The organism is Nocardioides alkalitolerans (genome assembly GCA_038184435.1).
In the GTDB taxonomy this organism is placed as follows: Bacteria; Actinomycetota; Actinomycetes; order Propionibacteriales; family Nocardioidaceae; genus Nocardioides; species Nocardioides alkalitolerans_A.
On the sequence record CP116227.1, the window covers coordinates 4,240,732 to 4,259,577 of the forward strand.

The window sequence follows — 18,846 nt, forward strand, 5'->3', positions numbered from 1 at the left end:
CGACACGCGCACGCACGACCAGCACGCAGTCCAGCAATACATGTCGCCGCGAGGGCGTTGTACGGGGGAGACCCTGGCCCTTTCGCGTGACCAGCACGACCGAATGACACACGAGAAGCGACGATCGAGGAGATTCCATGACGGAGACGGTGAGCGGCCCGGGCGCAGCAGGCGCTGAGGGTCGTTCGGGCGCGGCCGGCCTCACCCTCACCCCGGTGTTCAGCACCCCGGGCGTGCACCCCTACGACGAGATCACCTGGGAGCGTCGCGACGTCGTCCAGACGAACTGGAAGACGGGTGCCACCGTCTTCGAGCAGCGCGGCGTCGAGTTCCCCGACTTCTGGTCCGTCAACGCCTCGACCATCGTCACGTCGAAGTACTTCCGCGGTGCCCTCGGCACCGACGCGCGCGAGTGGAGCCTCAAGCAGCTGGTCGACCGCGTCGTGAAGACGTACGTCGCGGCCGGCGTCGAGCACGGCTACTTCGCCGACGAGGCGGCGGCGCAGGTCTTCGAGCACGAGCTCACCTGGCTGCTGGTCCACCAGTACTTCTCGTTCAACTCGCCCGTGTGGTTCAACGTGGGCACCTCGAGCCCCCAGCAGGTCTCCGCCTGCTTCATCCTGTCGGTCGACGACTCGATGGACTCGATCCTGAACTGGTACAAGGAGGAGGGCTTCATCTTCAAGGGCGGCTCCGGTGCCGGCCTGAACCTCTCCCGCATCCGCTCCAGCAAGGAGCTGCTCTCCTCGGGCGGCACCGCGAGCGGCCCCGTCTCCTTCATGCGCGGCGCGGACGCGTCCGCGGGCACCATCAAGTCGGGCGGCGCCACGCGCCGCGCGGCCAAGATGGTCGTGCTCGACGTCGACCACCCCGACATCGAGGAGTTCGTCGCGACGAAGGCGCGCGAGGAGGACAAGATCCGCGCCCTGCGCGACGCCGGGTTCGACATGGACCTGGGCGGCGAGGACATCACCTCGGTGCAGTACCAGAACGCCAACAACTCGGTCCGCGTCTCCGACGAGTTCATGCGCGCCGTCGAGGACGGCACGGAGTTCGGTCTCCGCGCCCGCCAGACCGGGGAGGTCATCGAGACGGTCGACGCCCGCGAGCTCTTCCACAAGATCGCGAAGGCGGCCTGGGAGTGCGCCGACCCGGGCCTGCAGTACGACGACACGATCAACGACTGGCACACCAACCCCGAGACGGGTCGCATCACCGCGTCCAACCCCTGCTCGGAGTACATGTCGCTCGACAACTCGTCCTGCAACCTGGCGTCGCTCAACCTGCTGAAGTTCCTTAAGGACGACGACACCTTCGACGCCGACCTGTTCGCCAAGGCCGTCGAGATCATCATCACCGCGATGGACATCTCGATCTGCTTCGCGGACTTCCCGACGGAGCCCATCGGCGAGACCACCCGCAACTACCGCCAGCTCGGCATCGGCTACGCCAACCTCGGTGCGCTGCTCATGGCCATGGGCCTCGGCTACGACTCGGACGGCGGCCGCGCCATGGCGGCGACGATCACGTCCCTCATGACCGGCACGTCCTACCGCCGTTCGGCCGAGCTCGCCGGGATCGTCGGCCCCTACAACGGCTACGCCCGCAACGCCGAGGCGCACCAGCGCGTCATGCGCAAGCACCAGGCGGCCAACGACGCCGTGCGCACGATGCACAGCAACGACACGGCCGTGCACCGCCTCGCCACGAAGGAGTGGGCGCAGGTCGTCGAGCTGGGCAAGACGAACGGCTTCCGCAACGCGCAGGCCTCCGTGCTCGCTCCGACCGGCACCATCGGCTTCATGATGGACTGCGACACCACCGGCATCGAGCCCGACTTCTCGCTCGTGAAGTTCAAGAAGCTCGTCGGCGGCGGCTCGATGCAGATCGTCAACCAGACGATCCCGCGCGCGCTGAAGAAGCTGGGCTACCAGCCGGAGCAGGTCGAGGCCATCGTCGACTACATCGCCGAGCACGGCCACGTCATCGACGCCCCGGGCCTGCGCCAGGAGCACTACGAGGTGTTCGACACCGCGATGGGTGCCCGCTCGCTGAAGCCGATGGGCCACGTCCGCATGATGGCGGCGGCGCAGCCGTTCCTCTCGGGCGCGATCAGCAAGACGGTCAACCTGCCCGAGTCGGCCACGGTGGAGGAGATCGAGGACGTCTACCTGCAGTCGTGGAAGCTGGGCCTCAAGGCCACGGCGATCTACCGCGACAACTGCAAGGTGGGCCAGCCCCTCTCCGACGGCGGCGGCAAGGCGAAGAAGGACGCGGCCGACGCCGCCGAGGCTGCTGAGGCCGCCGAGGTCGTGGAGAAGGTCGTCGAGAAGATCGTCTACGCCCCGACCCGCAAGCGCCTCCCGAAGTCGCGCGTCTCGCGCACGACGTCGTTCACGGTCGGCGGTGCCGAGGGCTACATGACCTCCGGCGCCCACGACGACGGCGAGCTCGGCGAGATCTTCCTCAAGCTCGGCAAGCAGGGGTCGACCCTGGCCGGCGTGATGGACGCGTTCTCGATCGCGGTCTCCATCGGTCTGCAGTACGGCGTGCCGCTCGAGACCTACGTCTCGAAGTTCACCAACCTGCGCTTCGAGCCGGCCGGTCTGACCGACGACCCGGACGTCCGGATGAGCCAGTCGATCATGGACTACATCTTCCGTCGCCTGGCGCTGGACTACCTGCCGTTCGACGAGCGCGCCGCCCTTGGCATCTACTCGGCCGAGGAGCGCCAGCGTCACCTGGAGACGGGTTCCTACGAGCCGGTCGAGGAGACGGGCTCGGCGGCCGAGCTGCTCGAGGCGCCGACCGTGGAGATCACGCCGCTGCCCGAGGTCGCGGTGGAGGAGAAGGCTCCGTCGGCCGACGCTGGCGCCAAGCCCGCCCCGAAGGAGGCCCACACCTCCGCGGAGCTGCTCGAGAAGATCACGGGCACGGCGGTCGACAGCCCGCTCTGCTTCACCTGCGGCACCAAAATGCGTCCCGCCGGTTCGTGCTACGTCTGCGAGGGCTGCGGCTCGACCAGCGGCTGCAGCTGAGCCTCAGTCCCACTCGCCCGGCCCGGCGTCCTCCTCGGAGGGCGCCGGGCCGGCGCCATTTCTGTCCGCTCTATCCGCTTTGCGCGGAGTGCCGAGCACTTCGAGCCGCTTCGTTGGCGATGACACGCAGTCGACTCCAACCTCGTGTGTGACGGCGCTCACTACCGATGCCGTCGCTTCCAACGAGAGCGAGCGAGCGATGCGCGAAGCAATCGATCCTGGCCTGGCGGAGTTCCTCCGACAGGCCGCCGCCGCGGGCGCGCCGCCGATCACGGCCGGCACCGTGGACGAAGCCCGCGCCGGCAACGCCGTCTTCCTCCGGTCGATGCGCACCCGGCACATCCCGGTGGAGCGCGTCGAGGACCTCATCGTGCCAACCCGCGCAGGGGCGCTCGACGCGCGGTCCTACACCCCGGCAGGTTCACCGTGCGCCGTCGTCGTCTACCTCCACGGGGGCGGCTGGGTGCTGGGTGACCTCGAGGGGCACGACCAGCTGTGCCGCCACCTCGCCGTCGCCGCGGGCGCGGTCGTCGTCAACGTCGACTACCGGCACGCCCCCGAGACGCCGTTCCCCGGCCCGGCGGAGGACGCCGCTGACGCGGTCGCGTGGGCTGCCGCGACGTTCTCCCTCCCCGTCGTCGTCATGGGCGACAGCGCGGGCGGCAACCTGGCGGCCTCGGCGGCTGTCGCTTCCCGCGACGCGGGGGTGCGTCTCGATCTCCAGGTGCTGCTCTACCCGGTGCTCGACGCCGACCTGACCCGGGCCTCCTACGACCGCAACGGACAGGGTTTCCTGCTCACTGCCGCCGACATGGACTGGTTCTGGGCCCACTACGTCGCCGACGGGGACCGCTTCGACCCGCGTGCCTCCGTGCTCCGGGTCGCTGATCCCGCAGGGCTGGCACCGGCCGTGATCGTGGTCGCAGGCCGCGACCCCCTCCGCGACGAGGGCGTCGCCTACGCCGAACGCCTCGCAACTGCCGACGTGCCGTGCGAACTCGTCGAGCACGACGGCGCCATCCACGGCTTCATGACCCTCCACGCCGCCAGCCCCCTCGGGGACCAGGCGCTCGAGGACGTGGCGCGCGCTGTGCGTCGTCACGTCACCGCCACCGTCTGACCGCGCGTCCACCTCACCTCTCCGGAAGGAACCCCATGACCACGACCGACAGCTCGCCCGCACCGACCACCGGCGTCACCACCAACCCCGCGACGGAGTTCAGTCACGTCGGTATCCAGGTGCGCGACCTGGCGGTGTCGCTGCCGTTCTACCGCGACCAGATCGGTCTCGAGGTCGTCGCCGAATGGCTCGTCGAGGATCCGACGACGCGCGAGGCGATCGACCTCCCGCAGGCGAGCCTCAACATGGCCGTCCTGCGCCTCCCGGGCACGAACGCCTACATGGAGGTGATCGAGTACCAGAACGTCGGGCGGATGCCCATCGACCCGTACCACCCGAACCCGGGCACCTGCCACATCGCCTGGTACGTCGACGACATCGATGAGCTGTACGCCCGCCTCGTCTCGCTGGGCCTCGACCCCGTCAGCCGGCGAGTCGTGCCCATCGACGGCGGCCCTCTCGACGGCGGAAAGGTCATCTACATGACCGATCCCGACGGCATCCGGATCGAGTTCCTCGAGTCGTCGCTCTATCTCGACGCCACACCGCGCGTGCGTCGCTGAGCCACCCGGCTCGACCCCCATCCCAGCCCGACCGGTCCACTCCGACCACCCCACCCCAAGGAGCCCCACCACCATGAAGTTCGGAATCTTCTCCATGCCGGAGCACGTCCCGTGGGAGAACTGGACGCTGTCCTACGACCTCGACCTCGAGAAGATCCAGACGGCAGAGCTGCTGGGTTTCGACGAGTTCTGGATCGGCGAGCACCACGCGGGTGGCTACGAGAACGTGCCGGTCCCCGACTACTACATCGCCAAGGCGTCGGCGCTCACGAGCCGGATCAAGCTGGGCACCGGCACCATCAACCTTCCCTACCACGACCCCTTCCTCGTGGCCGAACGCCTGGCGTTCCTCGATCACCTGACGCACGGCCGTCTGATCGCGGGGTTCGGCGGGGGTGGTCTGCCCTTCGACCAGGCCCTGTTCGGGACGGCCGACACGGCCGCCGAGCGCTTCGAGGAGGCGCTCCCCGTCGTCGCCCAGCTCCTCGACTCGACGGAGCCGTTCTCCCACGATGGGGAGTTCTGGCAGTTCAAGGACCGCGAGCTGCAGGTGCGCCCCTTGCAGGAACCGCTGCCGATCGCCGTCGCAGGACTGCGCTCGCCGGGCAAGTACGAGCTGTGCGGCCGCAACGGGTACGGCGCGATGAGCATGTACTACGTGCGTCCCGACGGCCCCGACGACGGCCCGCTCACCCTCCGCACGCAGGGCGAGGCGATCGACCGTGGTGCGCGCGAGGTCGGCCGGGACCCGCTGGAGGCGCGCCGCGAATGGCGCATCCTGCGGGAGGTCTACGTCGCGGAGAGCAAGCAGTCCGCCATCGAGGAGCTGCGGGAGGCGGCCCGCCGCTCGTACGACTACATCATCGGTCTCGGTGCCGGAGCGCTGCTCAAGGCGGACCCGAGCGAGTCGGACGACGTGCTCACACTCGAGTACCTCGTCGAGAACCTGCCGATGATCGTCGGCTCCCCCGAGGACTGCATCCGCCAGATCCACGAGCTGCGGGAGCAGGTCGGCTCCTTCGGGACCCTGGTGCTCAACGACCGCAACTGGGTCACGGCCGACAAGTGGCGCCGCTCGAACGAGCTCTTCATGCGGTACGTCGCACCCGCGTTCCGTCGCTCCGAGGAGCAGGTGCGCCGCCGCCGGCTGGTCGACGGCGTCATGGAGGGCAGCGAGATCTGGCCGCCCCAGTGGTGGACCGACCGCCCGGTCGTCGCCGACGTGGACTGAGCCGTCCGTGAAGGTCATGGAGATCACCGAGAGCCGGGTGCTGGCGCAGGCGGAGCGCGCCGCACCGGTCCTCGGGCCCGACGAGGTCGCCGTCGACGTCGTGTTCTGCGGTGTGTGCGGCAGCGACCTCCACATGCTCGGCGACCGTGGGTTCCCCGCCGGCTCCGTCCTCGGTCACGAGCTCTCGGGCGTGGTGGCCGCGGTCGGCGCGGGCGTGGCGGAGCCGAGGATCGGCGACCGGGTCGTCGTGCTTCCGTACGAGAGCTGCGGTTCGTGCCGCTACTGCACCGAGGGTCGCGAGAACCTCTGCGTCACGGGCGGCCATCTCGGCAGCGTGATCGGGGTCCAGCGGCCCGGTGGGCTGGCGTCGACCGTGGTGGTGGCCGCTGGTTCGGTCGTGCCGTTGCCGCCGCGTGCGAGCCTCGAGCACGGGGCCCTGGCGGAGCCGGTGGCGGTGGCCTGCCGTGCGGCAGACCGGGTGCTCAGCGGCCCGGACGATCCGGTCGTGGTTGTCGGGACGGGCCCGATCGGCATCCTCGTCGCGCTGGTGCTGGCCGCGGGAGGACGCACGGCGGTGCGCGCTCTCGAGGTGAACCCCGCCCGCAGGGCCCGGGCTGCCGCTCTGGGGATCGACGTGGTGGATCCCGCCGAGGGCACGACCGCGGCTCTGCGGGGCCAGGACGTCGCGACGTTCGTCGACTGCACGGGAGCGCCTGAGGCGGTCGCGAGCCAGGTAGCCGCAGTCCGCCGAGGCGGCAGGGTCGTGCTCGTCGGCCTCGGCGCCTCAGTCGAGATCGACGCCGAGCAGACCATTCTCCGCGAGATCGAGGTGGTCGGCTCGGCGGGCTACGCGCGACGCGACTTCCATCGCGCTGTCGAGCTGCTCGCCTCGGGTGCCCTGCCCGCCGACGCCCTGATCACACGCGTCGCGCCCATCGCCGACGCCGACAACGTCTTCGCCGACCTGCGCGATCCCGCGACCACCCACATCAAGGTCCTGCTCCGGCACGACCATCGAGGAGACACGAGAGATGACTGATCCCGCACACGCCTCGACCCGGTTCGACGTGGTCGTGGTGGGGGCTGGCCTGGCCGGCCTCTACGCCCTGCACCGCTTCCGTGCCCGTGGCCTGTCCGTGCAGGTCGTCGAGGCAGCCCCCGACATCGGCGGCACCTGGTACTGGAACGCCTACCCGGGGGCCCGGTGCGACGTCGAGAGCATGGACTACTCGTACTCGTTCTCGCCGGAGCTGGACCAGGAGTGGACGTGGAGCGAGCTCTACCCCGCTCAGCCGGAGATCCTGTCCTACATCCACCACGTCGCCGACCGCTTCGACCTGCGGCGCGACGTGCGGCTCTCGACGACGGTGCAGCACGCGACGTACGACGAGGAGCGGTGCCGCTGGGCCATCGGGCTCGACGCGGGGGAGATCCTCGACGCGCAGTACGTCGTGTTCGCCACGGGCAGCCTCTCGGCTCCTCTCGACCCGCCGTTCGCGGGCTTCGACACCTTCGAAGGCGAGTGGTACCAGACGTCGCGCTGGCCCCGCCGGGAGGTGTCGTTCGAGGGCAAGCGCGTCGCGGTCATCGGCACGGGCTCGAGCGGGGTGCAATCCATCCCCGTGATCGCGGAGACGGCCGCCGAGGTCAGGGTGTTCCAGCGGACCCCGAACTTCAGCATCCCGGCTCGGAACCGCCCGCTCGATCCAGACGAGGTCGCGGCACGCAAGGCGGTCTACCCGGCTCACCGGCAGGCCCAGCGGAACTCCCCCAGTGGTGTGACCGTCGACGTCAACCCGCGCAGCGCGCACACCTATGCCCCTGCCGAGGCGCAGGCCGAGATGCGACGGCGCTGGGATGTCGGCGGGGCGCCGATCTTCAACGTCGCGTTCGTCGACACCATGACCGACATCGAGGCGAACACCTTGCTCGCCGACTTCGTGCGCGACCGGATCCGCGAGAAGGTCGAGGACCCCGCGACCGCGGAGCTCCTCGTGCCGACGGACCACCCGATCGCGGCGAAACGGCTGTGCTGCGACACGGACTACTTCGAGACCTACAACGCCGACCACGTGCACCTGGTCGACGTGCGCAGCAACCCCATCCGTCGGATCGTCCCCGCCGGGGTCGAGCTCGACGACGGGACGCTGCACGAGGTCGACACGATCGTCTACGCCGTCGGGTACGACGCGCTGTCCGGCGCTCTCGGGCGCATCGACATCCGCGGGACGGGGGGCCGGTGCCTCGCGGACGAGTGGCGCGACGCAGGCGGACCGACGACGTACCTGGGCCTCGCGGTCCACGGCTTCCCCAACATGTTCACCGTCACGGGTCCCGGGAGCCCCGCGGTGCTGGCGGTGATGATCGTCGCGATCGAGCAGCACGTCGAGTGGATCGACGACTGCCTCGCGCACCTCGCCGACCAGGGGCTCGGGGTCATCGAGGCGACCGAGGTCGCGCAGAAGGAGTGGACCGACCGGGTCGAGGACGTCATCCAGGGCACGGTGTTCCCCCTCGCGACGAACTCCTACTACGGCGGCGCGAACGTGCCGGGCAAGTGGCGCCGGATCCCGCTGTGGGCGGGCGGCCAGAAGGCGTACCGCGACATCTGCGACGAGGTCGCCGACAACGGGTACGAGGGGTTCACGCTGCGTCCGGCCCCGGAGGGGGCGTGACCGGGGTGGGGGCCGACGAGGCCCTGGGTGAGGTCGTCACCGATGCGGGTTTCCGTGCCGCCATGGGCCGCTTCGCCTCCGGCGTGACCGTGGTGACGACACGGGTGGCGGGGGAGGACCTGGGGGCGACGGTGAGCGCCTTCTCGTCGCTCTCGAACGACCCGCCCAGCGTGCTGGTCTGTCTCAACGCCTCGTCCGAGACGTGCCAGGGGGTCCAGGCCAGCGGCGCGTTCACGGTCAACGTCCTTGCGCGTGACCAGACCGACGTGGCGCTACGGCTCGCCGGCAAGGGGCGCGGCAAGCTCGACGGGATGCTCGTGGAGCGCTCGCCGCGTCTTGGCCACGCCGTGCTCAGCGGCAGCCACGCCACGATCGAGTGCGCGCTCACCCGTGCCGTGCCCTCAGGCACGCACGTCGTGCTGCTGGCGGACGTGTTGTCCATCCGGCTCGGGCAGCGGAGCAGACCCCTGACGTACCACGCCGGCGCCTTCGGGCGGTTCGTCGAGGAGCGCGGCTCCCGCGGTCGCGTCGTGCTGCCCGACTTCCACAGCCACGAGAGCGACCTGTGGTGACCCCGAGCGTCATCACGCTCATCCCCACCCGCAGCTCGACGACAAGGAGAACCCCATGCGCATCGTGAGCGACCACGGAGAAGTGCCGGCGCGCACCGTGCTCGAGGAAACCGGTAGCTTCGACGCATTCAGCATCGAGATACGTGTCCCTAGTCACACCTGGGTCGATCGTGACATCCTGTGCGAGCTCGCGGGGGACGCCGTCGACCGCGCGTGGCTGGACCGGCTCGACACGATGGTGGCGTACGCCGAGCGGCAGGGATGGGTCGACGATCGAGGGCGCATCCGCGCGCATCTCGAGGTCGTGCAAGCGGACGTCGTGGCGCAGGCCGGCTCGGGCACGGACTGACCGGGCAGAGGTGGTCGGTGCGAGATGAGTAGTGCGATGGTGAAGCGGGTGCTCCGCACCGACGATCGCGAGATCGCTGAGTCAACGGTGTCGAGCACGTACGAACCGAGCTCCATCGAGGTGGGGCCGCGGCAGGCGTTCGAGTTCACGTTGGACGCGGCGCAGCTGACCCACGTCGTCGCCGGCCGGCTCCACGTGCGCAAGCCGAGCCGGCTCCACGGCACGGAGGAGTCGGGGCAGTACCACGTGTGTCTGCCCCTGACCGGCAAGGTCATCTGCGCCGGAGCGACCGACGAGCCCGTGGCCATCGCGCCCGGGCGGGCCTCCGTCTGGGGTCCGGGGCAGGTCCCCGACACCATCTGGGCGGCCGGCACCACACTCATGTGCTTCATGGTGCCGCCCGAGGTGGTTGCCGCCGAGGCGCAGGCGCTGCTGGGCCGAGAGGTGGCGGCCCCGGTCGTGTTCGAGCCCAAGATGGACCTGACGTCGCCCGGCGGCCGCAGCTGGTGGCGGCTGGTGACCCTGCTCGCCGGTGAGCTCGAGGCGGACTCGGGCCTCATTCAGGAGGCGGTCACGCGTCATCACTTCGAGCGGCTGCTCGTGGAGGGCCTGCTGCTCGCGCACCAGCACTCCCTCAGTGACGTGTTGCAGCAGCGCTCGCGCAACTCGACCACGCGAGCCGTGGCCCGCGCGATCGAGCTGATCGAGGAGGACCCGTCCGCACCGTGGTCGGCGCTCTCGCTCGCGAGCCGGGTCCACATCAGTGTGCGCTCTCTCCAGGAGGGTTTCCGGCGCGAGCTCGACACGTCGCCGATGAGCCACGTCCGAGACGTGCGTCTGCGGCGGGTGCACGAAGACCTGGCGGCGTTGCCGCCCGGTCCGACGGTGAACCAGATCGCACAGCGATGGGGCTTCCTGCACATGGGCCGCTTCGCTGACCACTACCGACGGCGGTACGGCGAGCTGCCGTCAGTTAGTCGACGTCGCGCTGTCGTCGGCGACGTCTGAGACCCCCTGATCCGCGCTCCGGCGCCCGCACCCGACGGTGCGGGCGCCGGTCGCACGTCCGGGGTCGGTCCGCACGCGAGTCGTCTCGTGGCGCTGTATCCGAATTACGCGGGGTGTCCCGCCGCGCGTGTGGTGGCGGGCGGTTTCACAGGGCTCACACGCCGAAACGCGCAGACCTCCGCCGAGCGCCTGGACATCCATGATCATCGATCGCTTGACTCTGTGAGACGCAGGTCACACCGGCCGTCGACTCGGGACCTGGCCGCCCCATCCCCCGAACGAGGAGCAATGCCGTGACGTCTTCATCCCCCCGCCGCCGGGCCATCGCACTGGCGGCGTCCACTGCCCTGGCGGCGAGTGCCCTCGCGGCCTGCGGTACCGGCTCCGACTCGGCCGGTCCGCCCGCGTCCCAGGAGCAGCTCGACGCGGCTGCGGCAGCCGTGGAGCCCTACCGGTCGGCCCCGACGTCGATCGGCGCCGACGAGCCGGTCAGTGCGCCGCCGAGCGGCAACAAGACCATCGCCTTCCTCAGCTGCAACGTCGAGGTGTGCATCAAGTCGCAGGAGGCCGGCGTCGCGGCGGCCGAGGCGATCGGTTGGGAGGGCATCGCCATCCCGTTCGACGGCACGCCCGAGGACGTGCTCGAGAAGGTGCGCTACGCCATCGACCAGGGCGTCGACGGGATCGCCATCAACGGAGTGCCGAGTGCGACATTCGAGGCGGCGTACGACGAGGCCGAGGCAGCGGGCATCCCCATCGTGCTCGGTGCGAGCCCCGACGTCGCCGAGGGTCCGATCATCGCGGTGCAGGACGGCATCCCGGAGTTCACCACCGTGGGCGAGGTGCTCGGCAACTACATCATCGCGGACAGCGAGGGTGACGCGAACGTGCTGCTCTTCGAGATGGCCAACTTCCCCATCGGTCAGCAGATCATCGCCACGGCGGCCGAGACGATCGAGGAGAACTGTTCCTCGTGCAGCGCGAAGGTCGTCACGACGCAGGTCTCCGACATCGGTACGACCATGCCGAGCATCGTCGTCAGCGAGGTGCAGCGCAGCGCCGACGTCAACTACGTCGCCTTCGCCGACTCGGTGATGACGGGCGGCGTCGCTGCCAGCCTGCGCGAGGGCGGCGTGGCCGACCGGGTCCGCATCGTCGGCGCCAACGCCTCATCCGCGTCGCTGGAGAACGTCCGCAACGGCACGGAGCGCGGATATGTGCAGTTCTCGGTGACCTACTTCAACTGGCAGGCCGTCGACGCGTTCGTGCGGCACTTCAACGGCGACCCGCAGATCGAGCGTTGGGAGATGCCGCTGCGGCTCGTCACCGCCGAGACGGTCGAGGGCCAGTCCGAGGACGAGCTGCTCTTCGACCTCCCGGCCGACATGTCCGAGCAGTTCCTCGCCCTCTGGCAGCGCTGAGTCCTGGCCGACCCACCCGACAGGAGAGATCCATGACCGTCGTCGCCACCCCCGCGGCCGCGAGCCGCACCGCCGAGCCGGAGCCGCCTCGGCGTCGCACAGTGCGCTTCCTCAGCCTCAGCAACGTCAGCCTCCTCTTCATCTGGGCGATCCTGATCGTGACCTTCGGGCTCCTGGCGCCCGACACGTTCCTCACCGTCGACACCTTCCGCACCGTGCTGGCGGGCCAGGCCATCACCGCGATCATGGCGCTCGCGCTGCTCATGCCGATCGCGGCGGCGCAGTTCGACCTCTCCATCGCCGGGTCGATGGGGATGGGGATCGTCCTCGTCGCCACCTTCATGTCGAAGCTCGAGACGGGGGTCGCGACGGCCATGGGGCTGACGCTGATCGTCGGTGTCGCCATCGGTCTGATCAACGCGTTCATCGTGGTGCGGCTCAAGGTCAACTCGTTCATCGCCACGCTGGGCACCGGATCCGTCCTCGTGGCCGGGATCCAGTGGGTGACCGGCGGCCAGCAGATCGTCGCGGGCATCCCGACCACCTTCACCGATCTCGGGCGCCACGAGGTCTTCACGATCCCCCTGTCGGTGGTCTACATGTTCCTGATCGCCGGCGTCATGTGGTACGTCCTCGAGCTGCGCCAGACCGGGCGCTACCTCTACGCGATCGGATCCAACAAGGAGGCGGCGCGTCTCGCCGGCGTCCGGGTCGACCGGCTCACCACGATCGCGCTCGTCGTGTCCGCCGTCATCGCCACCATCGCCGGGATCGTGTTCGTGATGCGCATCGGGTCGGCCTCGCTCGACGCGGGCACGCCGTACCTGCTCCCGGCGTTCGCGGCCGCCTTCCTCGGCGCCACGCAGTTCCGGCAGGGCAATGTCAACGTGCTCGGCACCCTGGTCGCGGTGTACGTGCTCGCGACGGGCGTGAAGGGGGTGCAGCTGATCGGCGCACCCTTCTGGGTGGACGACCTCTTCAACGGGGTGGCGCTGATCATCGCCGTGGCGCTCGCGGTCCGCTCCGGGCAGCAGAAGGCGCTCGTGTGATGGGGGTCGGGGCGAGGGTCGCGCCGCTGCTCGAGATCACCGGGTTGAGCAAGACGTTCGCGGGCACGAAGGCGCTCGACGACGTGCGGTTCGAGGTGCGGGCCGGTGAGGTGCTCGGGCTGGTGGGACAGAACGGTTCCGGCAAGTCGACATTGATCAAGGTGCTGGCCGGCTACCACCGGCCGGACGGCGGGGCCACCGCCCACCTCGACGGGGAGCCGTTCGACCTCGGCGACGGCCCGACGGCGACGGAGGTCGGTCTGCGTTTCGTGCACCAGGACCTCGGGCTGGTGCCCTCGCTCGGAGCGCTGGACAACCTGGCGTTGGGACGTGGGTACCGCCGCTCCCGCCTGGGCACCATCGCGTGGCGGGCCGAGGCGACGGCGGGGCGCGCGCTCCTCGGCGACCTGGGTTACGACTTCGACCTCAGCCGGCCCGTCGCCCAGCTCCGCGCGTCGGAGCGGACGGGGATCGCCATCGCCCGTGCGGTGGGGGGATTCGAGCAGGGGGCCCGGGTGCTCGTGCTCGACGAGCCGACGGCCGCCCTGCCTGCAGCCGAGGCAGACCGGCTGTTCGAGGTCGTCCGCAGCGTCAACGAGGCGGGCGTCGCGATCGTGTACGTCTCCCACCGTTTCCCGGAGATCTTCTCGCTCTGCGACCGGGTCACCGTGCTGAAGGACGGCGTCCACGTCGCCACCCGGGACGTCGCGGACCTGACGGAGCCCGGCCTCGTGCGGCTCACCATCGGCCGGGACCTGGAGATGCCCGGAACCCGGCACACGACTGCCGCGTCGGACGAGCGGGACGGCTCCGTGCTGGTGCTGCGCGGTGTGGGCGGCGAGGGGGTGGAGCCGTTCGACCTCGACATCGCAGCCGGCGAGATCGTGGGGGTCGCCGGGGTCACCGGCTCCGGTCGGGAGTCGCTCGGGCGCCTGGTCTTCGGCGCCCTGCCCCGCACCGGGGAGGTGCTCGTCGGCGGTCGGCGGCTCGCCCGGGGTGAACCGGTGGAGTCCCTGGCTGCCGGAATGGCCTACGTGCCGGCGGACCGGCTCGCGAACGCGGCGTTCGTCGACATGACGCTGCGCGAGAACCTGACGATCGCCCGGCTCGGGGACGTGTACGGGCGGCGGGGGTTGCTGCGCGGTCGCGAGCGGGACGAGGTGACCCGATGGTTGACGGACCTCGAGGTCAAGCCGTGCGATCCCGAGGCGCGGCTTGCGACGCTCAGCGGCGGTAACCAGCAAAAGGTCATGCTCGCCCGCGCCCTGCGCCTGGGGCCTACGGCGATCGTGCTCGACGAGCCCACGCAGGGTGTCGACGTGGGGGCGAAGCAGACCATTCACGACATCGTGCGACGGGCCGCGCAGGCGGGGGCCGGGGTGCTCGTCATCGCCACCGAGTCGGAGGAGCTGATCGGCCTCTGTGACCGGGTCGCCGTGCTCGTCGGGGGGCGGTGCATCGGCACCGTCCGTACGGTGGGCCTGTCCGCGGACGACCTGACCGAGATGACGATGGGGACGGTCCGGGTCGGCGACACCGCAGCTGGGGATCCCGCCGGTCCCGCCGTCGCTCCGCTGGCGGTGAGGTCGTGACCCGGGCCGCGCTGGTCACCGGTGCGGCCGCGGGCATCGGACGGGCCGTCGCGCTGGGCGCAGCGCGGCGGGGGTTCGCCGTGGTCGCAACCGACGTCGACCGAGCCGGGCTGGGCAGCCTGCGTGACGAGCTCGTCGCGGGCGGCCACATGGTCGACGTGCTGGCCGGCGACGTCGCGGTCGCTGCTGACGTGGAGGCGGTGGTCGACCTGGCGTTCACACGTCATGGCCGCATCGACCTCCTCGTGAACAACGCAGCCATCGAGGCCACCGGCTACGCCTGGAGCACCTCGGAGGCGCAGTGGCGGCGCATGCTCGAGGTCAACGTGCTCGGTGTCGTGCACGGGTTGAGCGCGGCCGTGCCCCGCATGCTCGAACAGGGCGGTGACCCGGCAGCCGTCGTCAACGTCGCGTCGTTGGCGGCACTCGCCTCCGGCCCGGTTCGGCAGGCGGCGTACAACGCCAGCAAGCACGCCGTGCTGGGGTTGAGCGAGTGCTTGCGACTGGACCTCGACGAGGTGGGTTCCGACATCGGGGTGCACGTGGTGCTCCCCGGGCCGGTCGACTCCGGGATCTTCGACGTTGCGGTGGCCGCCGACACGGCGTCGGACGCCTACCGGGAGGAGCTCAGCTCGTACGTCCGCGCCGAGGGCCTCTCGACGGAGGCCGCCGCTGACGCGCTGTTCGGGGGTGTAGACGCGGGCAGCTTCTGGATCACCACCCATCCCGGACTGTTCGCGACGTTCGCCGACCGCCGCGCCCGGTTGTTGACCGAGCAGGAGCGACCTGTCGCGATACCGATCGGCACCCGCGGTTGAGCGACCTCACCCCGGCTGCGCCGTCACGATCCCTTCGCCCGCGGCCCACGCGGTGATGTCGCGTCGCTCGATCGCGGCGGCGATGAGGTCCGGGAACGCCTCGGGCGTGCACGCGAACGTCGGCACGCCGAGGCCGGCGAGCGCGGAGGCGTGGTCCTCGTCGTACGCGGGTGCGCCGTCGTCGCTCAGCGCCAGCAGTGCGACGACCGTGACGCCTGACGCCACGAGACGCGCGCAGCGCGCCAGCATCTCCTCGGCGATGCCGCCCTCGAACAGGTCGCTCAGCAGCACGAGCACCGTGTCGGTGGGCCGTTCGATGCGGCTATCGCAGTAGGCCAGGGCGCGGTTGATGTCCGTGCCGCCGCCGAGCTGCACCCCGAAGAGCACGTCGACGGGGTCGTCCATGTCGTCGGTGAGGTCGACGACCTCGGTGTCGAAGACGACCAACCGGGTCGCGACGGAGCGGAGGGAGGCGAGGACGGCGCCGTACACGGACGCGTAGACGACGGACGGCCCCATGGAGCCGGACTGGTCGACGCACAGCACGATCTCGCGCTCGAGCTGGTGCGCGCGGCGCGCGTGGCCGACGAGCCGCTCGGGCACGACGGTGCGGTGCTCGGGGAGGTAGTGCTGCAGGTTCGCCGCGATCGTGCGGCCCCAGTCGATGTCGGCCGGGCGGGGGCGGCGGCTGCGGGCGGCCCGGTCGAGCGCCCCGGTCACGGCCTGCACCGTCCGCGCGCGGATCCGTTCCTCGATCTCGTCGACGACGGTGCGCACGACCCGGCGGGCCGTCTGCTTCGAGTGCTCCGGGATGACGCCCCGCAGCCCCATCAGCGTGGTGACGAGATGGACGTCCGGCTGCACCGCCTCCATCAGCTCCGGCTCCGCCAACAGCTCACGGAGGCCCAGCCGCTCCATGGCGTCGACCTGCAGCACCTGCACGACGGAGCTGGGGAAGTAGGTGCGGATGTCGCCCAGCCAGCGAGCGACCCGCGGGGACGAACCGCCGAGGCCGCCCGTCCGCGAGCGGGAGCCGGAGCGCTCGCCGTACAACGCCTCCAGTGCCTCGTCCCGCTTCACGTCGTCGGCGGACAGCTCGACCCCGCCGTCGGCGCCGAGCACCTCGTCGGACGGTGCCCCGAGCACCAGCCGCCACCGCGTCCGCGCGTCGCGCTCGCTCATGCGACCGCCCCTCCCAACAACCGCGCCACCCCGGCCAGGACCGGCGCGGCAGCCTCGACGTCGAGAGCGAGGCCGCCGGACGCAGCGCCGGATCGGGGCCCCCGCCCGATGCCCCGCGCCACGGCCCGCCGCTCGGCGGCGGAGAACCGCGCGAACGTGCGTCGCAGCAGCGGCAGCAGGTCGTCGAAGACGGCGTCGGCGGTGCCGGCCATCCAGTCGTCGAGGATCCGCAGCAGGTCGTCGTCGTGGAGCAGCACGGCCGCGTCGCCGGCGAGGAAGCCGTCGAGCCACGCGGCCGCCGCCGGCGCGGGCGCTGCGGTCGACAGGCGCCGGGCCATCCGCTCCGCCGCGGTGGACGGCACGACCACGCCCGCGTCGAGCAACAGCCGGTTGGCCCGACCACCGACGGAGCCGTGCACGTTCTCGTCCGCGGCGAGCCCGACCAGTGCCTCCTGCCACGGCCGCCGCAACGCCTCGTCGTCGAGCAGCGTCACGCCCTCGTCGCAGGTCTCGATCGCGCGACGGGCCCGCGCCGCCGCGTCGTCGTCGAGGCTCGCGCAGGCGGCCCGCAGGCCGACGGAGGCCCGCACGACCACCGTGCCGAGCAGCCCGGCGACGCGGGTCGTGTCGGCGCCACGCACGTCGCCGTACCGCCGAGTCCGCGCCAGCGGCCCCACGCTCTCCGCGAGCGCCAGCGCGTCGTGCTGGTGGGTCGTGCGCTCCGCGAGAGCATCGACCACCGCGGCGAGTCCCGCCGGCAGGTCGGCGAGCAGGCAGGCCTCGACGAGGTCGCTGAGCGCCGGCAGGTCGGGGGCGGCCGCGGCGTCCTCCGCCACGGTGCGGGCCGCCGCGTCGGCGACCGTCGTGCCGCGCAGGCCCGCGTCGACGAGGGCGACGGCGAAGCCGGGATCCCACTGCAGCCGCCAGGCCTCCTTGAAGGTGCCCGTCGTGCGGCCGGCGTCGATCGGCGTGCCCCAGGCGACGCCGAGCAGGCGCAGCCGGTGCAGCAGCGCCGAGCGGGCGCGGCCGTTGGGCGTGCGCAGGTCGAGCACGGTCTCCGTCACCGACGCGCTCGGCTTGAGCCGCACGGCGCGCTGCTGGCGCGCGAGATCCGCGGCCACCGGCGCCATCGGCACGTGCTCGGGCACCTCGCCCAGCCGCTGGCCCACGACCACCTGCTCCTCGACGAGCTGCAACGGCACGGCCGAGCCCTCGCACAGCACCGTCAGCACCGCGTCCTGCAGCTCCGCGAGCCCCGCCGACGGGCGACCGCGCATGACCGCCAGCTCGTCGGCCAGCCGCGTGGCCTCCACCAGCGAGGCGGGCGGGGCGTCGATCCCGGCGGTCCGCAGCGCCCGGGCGACGGCCACCATCCAGGCCGGCACCACACCGTCCCGGTCGCGGTCGGCCCAGGTGAAGAGGTGGTCGTACCAGCCCGGCGAGCCGACACCCGCGCCGTACCCGCTCGTGAACTGCAGCCGCCCGTGCGTCCACGGCACCCACGTGACCGCCACCTTCGTGCGCGGCAGGCGCGCGAGGAGCCGGTTGTCGTGCGCAGCCGCCGGGAAGTCGGGCAGGTGCAGCGCCGGGGCGTGGAACGCACCGCACACGAACGCCACCCGCTCGTGCCCCTCCTTGAACGCCGCCCGCACGACCCGGCGCATCGCCGCCTCCCGCCGGGCGTTCTCGCGGTCCTCCTCCGGGTGCTCGGCGCGGTGCGCGTCGCGCACCTCCGTCACCGCCTCCCGCAGCAGCGCGAACCGGTCGAGCACGCTCCCCGCGGCGTCGGGCAGCTCGACGGCGTCCTCCCACCAGCGCTCGGGGTCGTCGTACCCGGCCGTGCGGGCGAGCGTGCCGATCACGTCGGGGTACGACGCGGGCTGGGCGTCCTCCGGGGCTTCCGGGGCCAGCTGGTGGACGGCGGGCAGGTCGGCGAACCGCACCGGTACGCCGCGGGCGACCGCCCAGCGCAGCGCGACCCACTCGGGGGAGAACGCGGCGAACGGGTAGAACGACGCCCGGCGCGGGTCGTCCGCGGCGTACACGAGCGCCGCCACCGGCGGCACGAGCCCGGGGTCGGCGACGTGGGCCACCAGCGGGTCGAGCTCCGGGCAGCCCTCGACCACGACGAGGTCGGGCTGCAGCTCCTCCAGCGCGGCCCGCACCGCGCGGGCCGAGCCCGGGCCGTGGTGGCGGACGCCGAGGGGGACGAGGACGCTCGTGGTCAC

General features: G+C 71.4%; 15 protein-coding genes. 13 read left to right on the plus strand and 2 right to left on the minus strand.

Annotation, left to right across the window (positions count from 1 at the left end):
- Positions 1 to 137 precede the first annotated feature (137 nt).
- From PIR53_20240 to PIR53_20300, 13 genes are all read left to right on the plus strand, one after another.
- On the plus strand, positions 138 to 3,038 hold the full coding sequence (locus tag PIR53_20240; protein ID WZH52328.1) for a vitamin B12-dependent ribonucleotide reductase: 2,901 nt from the start codon (positions 138 to 140) through the stop codon (positions 3,036 to 3,038).
- A 199-nt stretch (positions 3,039 to 3,237) separates the two neighbouring features.
- Complete coding sequence (locus tag PIR53_20245; GenBank protein ID WZH52329.1) at positions 3,238 to 4,158, plus strand: alpha/beta hydrolase; 921 nt, start codon at positions 3,238 to 3,240, stop codon at positions 4,156 to 4,158.
- A gap of 35 nt (positions 4,159 to 4,193) precedes the next feature.
- Entirely contained in the window at positions 4,194 to 4,721 is a 528-nt protein-coding gene (locus PIR53_20250; GenBank protein WZH52330.1) for a VOC family protein, read from the plus strand.
- Between the two features lie 73 nt (positions 4,722 to 4,794).
- Complete coding sequence (locus PIR53_20255) at positions 4,795 to 5,952, plus strand: LLM class flavin-dependent oxidoreductase (protein WZH52331.1); 1,158 nt, start codon at positions 4,795 to 4,797, stop codon at positions 5,950 to 5,952.
- A gap of 16 nt (positions 5,953 to 5,968) precedes the next feature.
- The gene (locus PIR53_20260) at positions 5,969 to 6,991 is read left to right on the plus strand and encodes an alcohol dehydrogenase catalytic domain-containing protein (GenBank protein ID WZH54485.1); all 1,023 of its coding nucleotides are present in this window, start codon (positions 5,969 to 5,971) and stop codon (positions 6,989 to 6,991) included.
- Entirely contained in the window at positions 6,984 to 8,627 is a 1,644-nt protein-coding gene (locus PIR53_20265) for an NAD(P)/FAD-dependent oxidoreductase (protein WZH52332.1), read from the plus strand. Before PIR53_20260 ends, PIR53_20265 begins: the two co-directional genes overlap by 8 nt.
- Entirely contained in the window at positions 8,624 to 9,199 is a 576-nt protein-coding gene (locus PIR53_20270; GenBank protein ID WZH52333.1) for a flavin reductase family protein, read from the plus strand. Before PIR53_20265 ends, PIR53_20270 begins: the two co-directional genes overlap by 4 nt.
- Positions 9,200 to 9,254: 55 nt before the next feature.
- A complete protein-coding gene (locus PIR53_20275) occupies positions 9,255 to 9,548 on the plus strand; it encodes a hypothetical protein (GenBank protein WZH52334.1) in 294 nt (97 codons plus the stop codon).
- Positions 9,549 to 9,584: 36 nt separating this feature from the next.
- The gene (locus PIR53_20280) at positions 9,585 to 10,556 is read left to right on the plus strand and encodes an AraC family transcriptional regulator (protein WZH52335.1); all 972 of its coding nucleotides are present in this window, start codon (positions 9,585 to 9,587) and stop codon (positions 10,554 to 10,556) included.
- A gap of 293 nt (positions 10,557 to 10,849) precedes the next feature.
- Positions 10,850 to 11,977, plus strand: coding sequence for a substrate-binding domain-containing protein (locus tag PIR53_20285; GenBank protein ID WZH52336.1), 1,128 nt, complete (start codon positions 10,850 to 10,852; stop codon positions 11,975 to 11,977).
- A gap of 32 nt (positions 11,978 to 12,009) precedes the next feature.
- Positions 12,010 to 13,026 (plus strand): ABC transporter permease, encoded by a 1,017-nt coding sequence (locus PIR53_20290; GenBank protein ID WZH52337.1) that lies wholly within the window; start codon positions 12,010 to 12,012, stop codon positions 13,024 to 13,026.
- Positions 13,026 to 14,618 carry a sugar ABC transporter ATP-binding protein gene (locus PIR53_20295; protein WZH52338.1) on the plus strand — a complete coding sequence of 531 codons (1,593 nt, stop codon included), beginning with the start codon at positions 13,026 to 13,028 and terminating at the stop codon, positions 14,616 to 14,618. Before PIR53_20290 ends, PIR53_20295 begins: the two co-directional genes overlap by 1 nt.
- Positions 14,615 to 15,436, plus strand: coding sequence for an SDR family NAD(P)-dependent oxidoreductase (locus tag PIR53_20300; protein WZH52339.1), 822 nt, complete (start codon positions 14,615 to 14,617; stop codon positions 15,434 to 15,436). The genes PIR53_20295 and PIR53_20300 overlap by 4 nt, the downstream gene beginning before the upstream one ends.
- A 6-nt stretch (positions 15,437 to 15,442) precedes the next feature.
- Here the strand turns inward: PIR53_20300 and PIR53_20305 are convergent, their stop codons facing one another.
- Together PIR53_20305 and PIR53_20310 are read right to left on the minus strand one after the other, a co-directional pair.
- Positions 15,443 to 16,618, minus strand: a complete 1,176-nt coding sequence (locus PIR53_20305) for a VWA domain-containing protein (protein WZH52340.1) — start codon at positions 16,616 to 16,618, stop codon at positions 15,443 to 15,445.
- Complete coding sequence (locus tag PIR53_20310) at positions 16,615 to 18,846, minus strand: DUF5682 family protein (GenBank protein ID WZH52341.1); 2,232 nt, start codon at positions 18,844 to 18,846, stop codon at positions 16,615 to 16,617. Before PIR53_20310 ends, PIR53_20305 begins: the two co-directional genes overlap by 4 nt.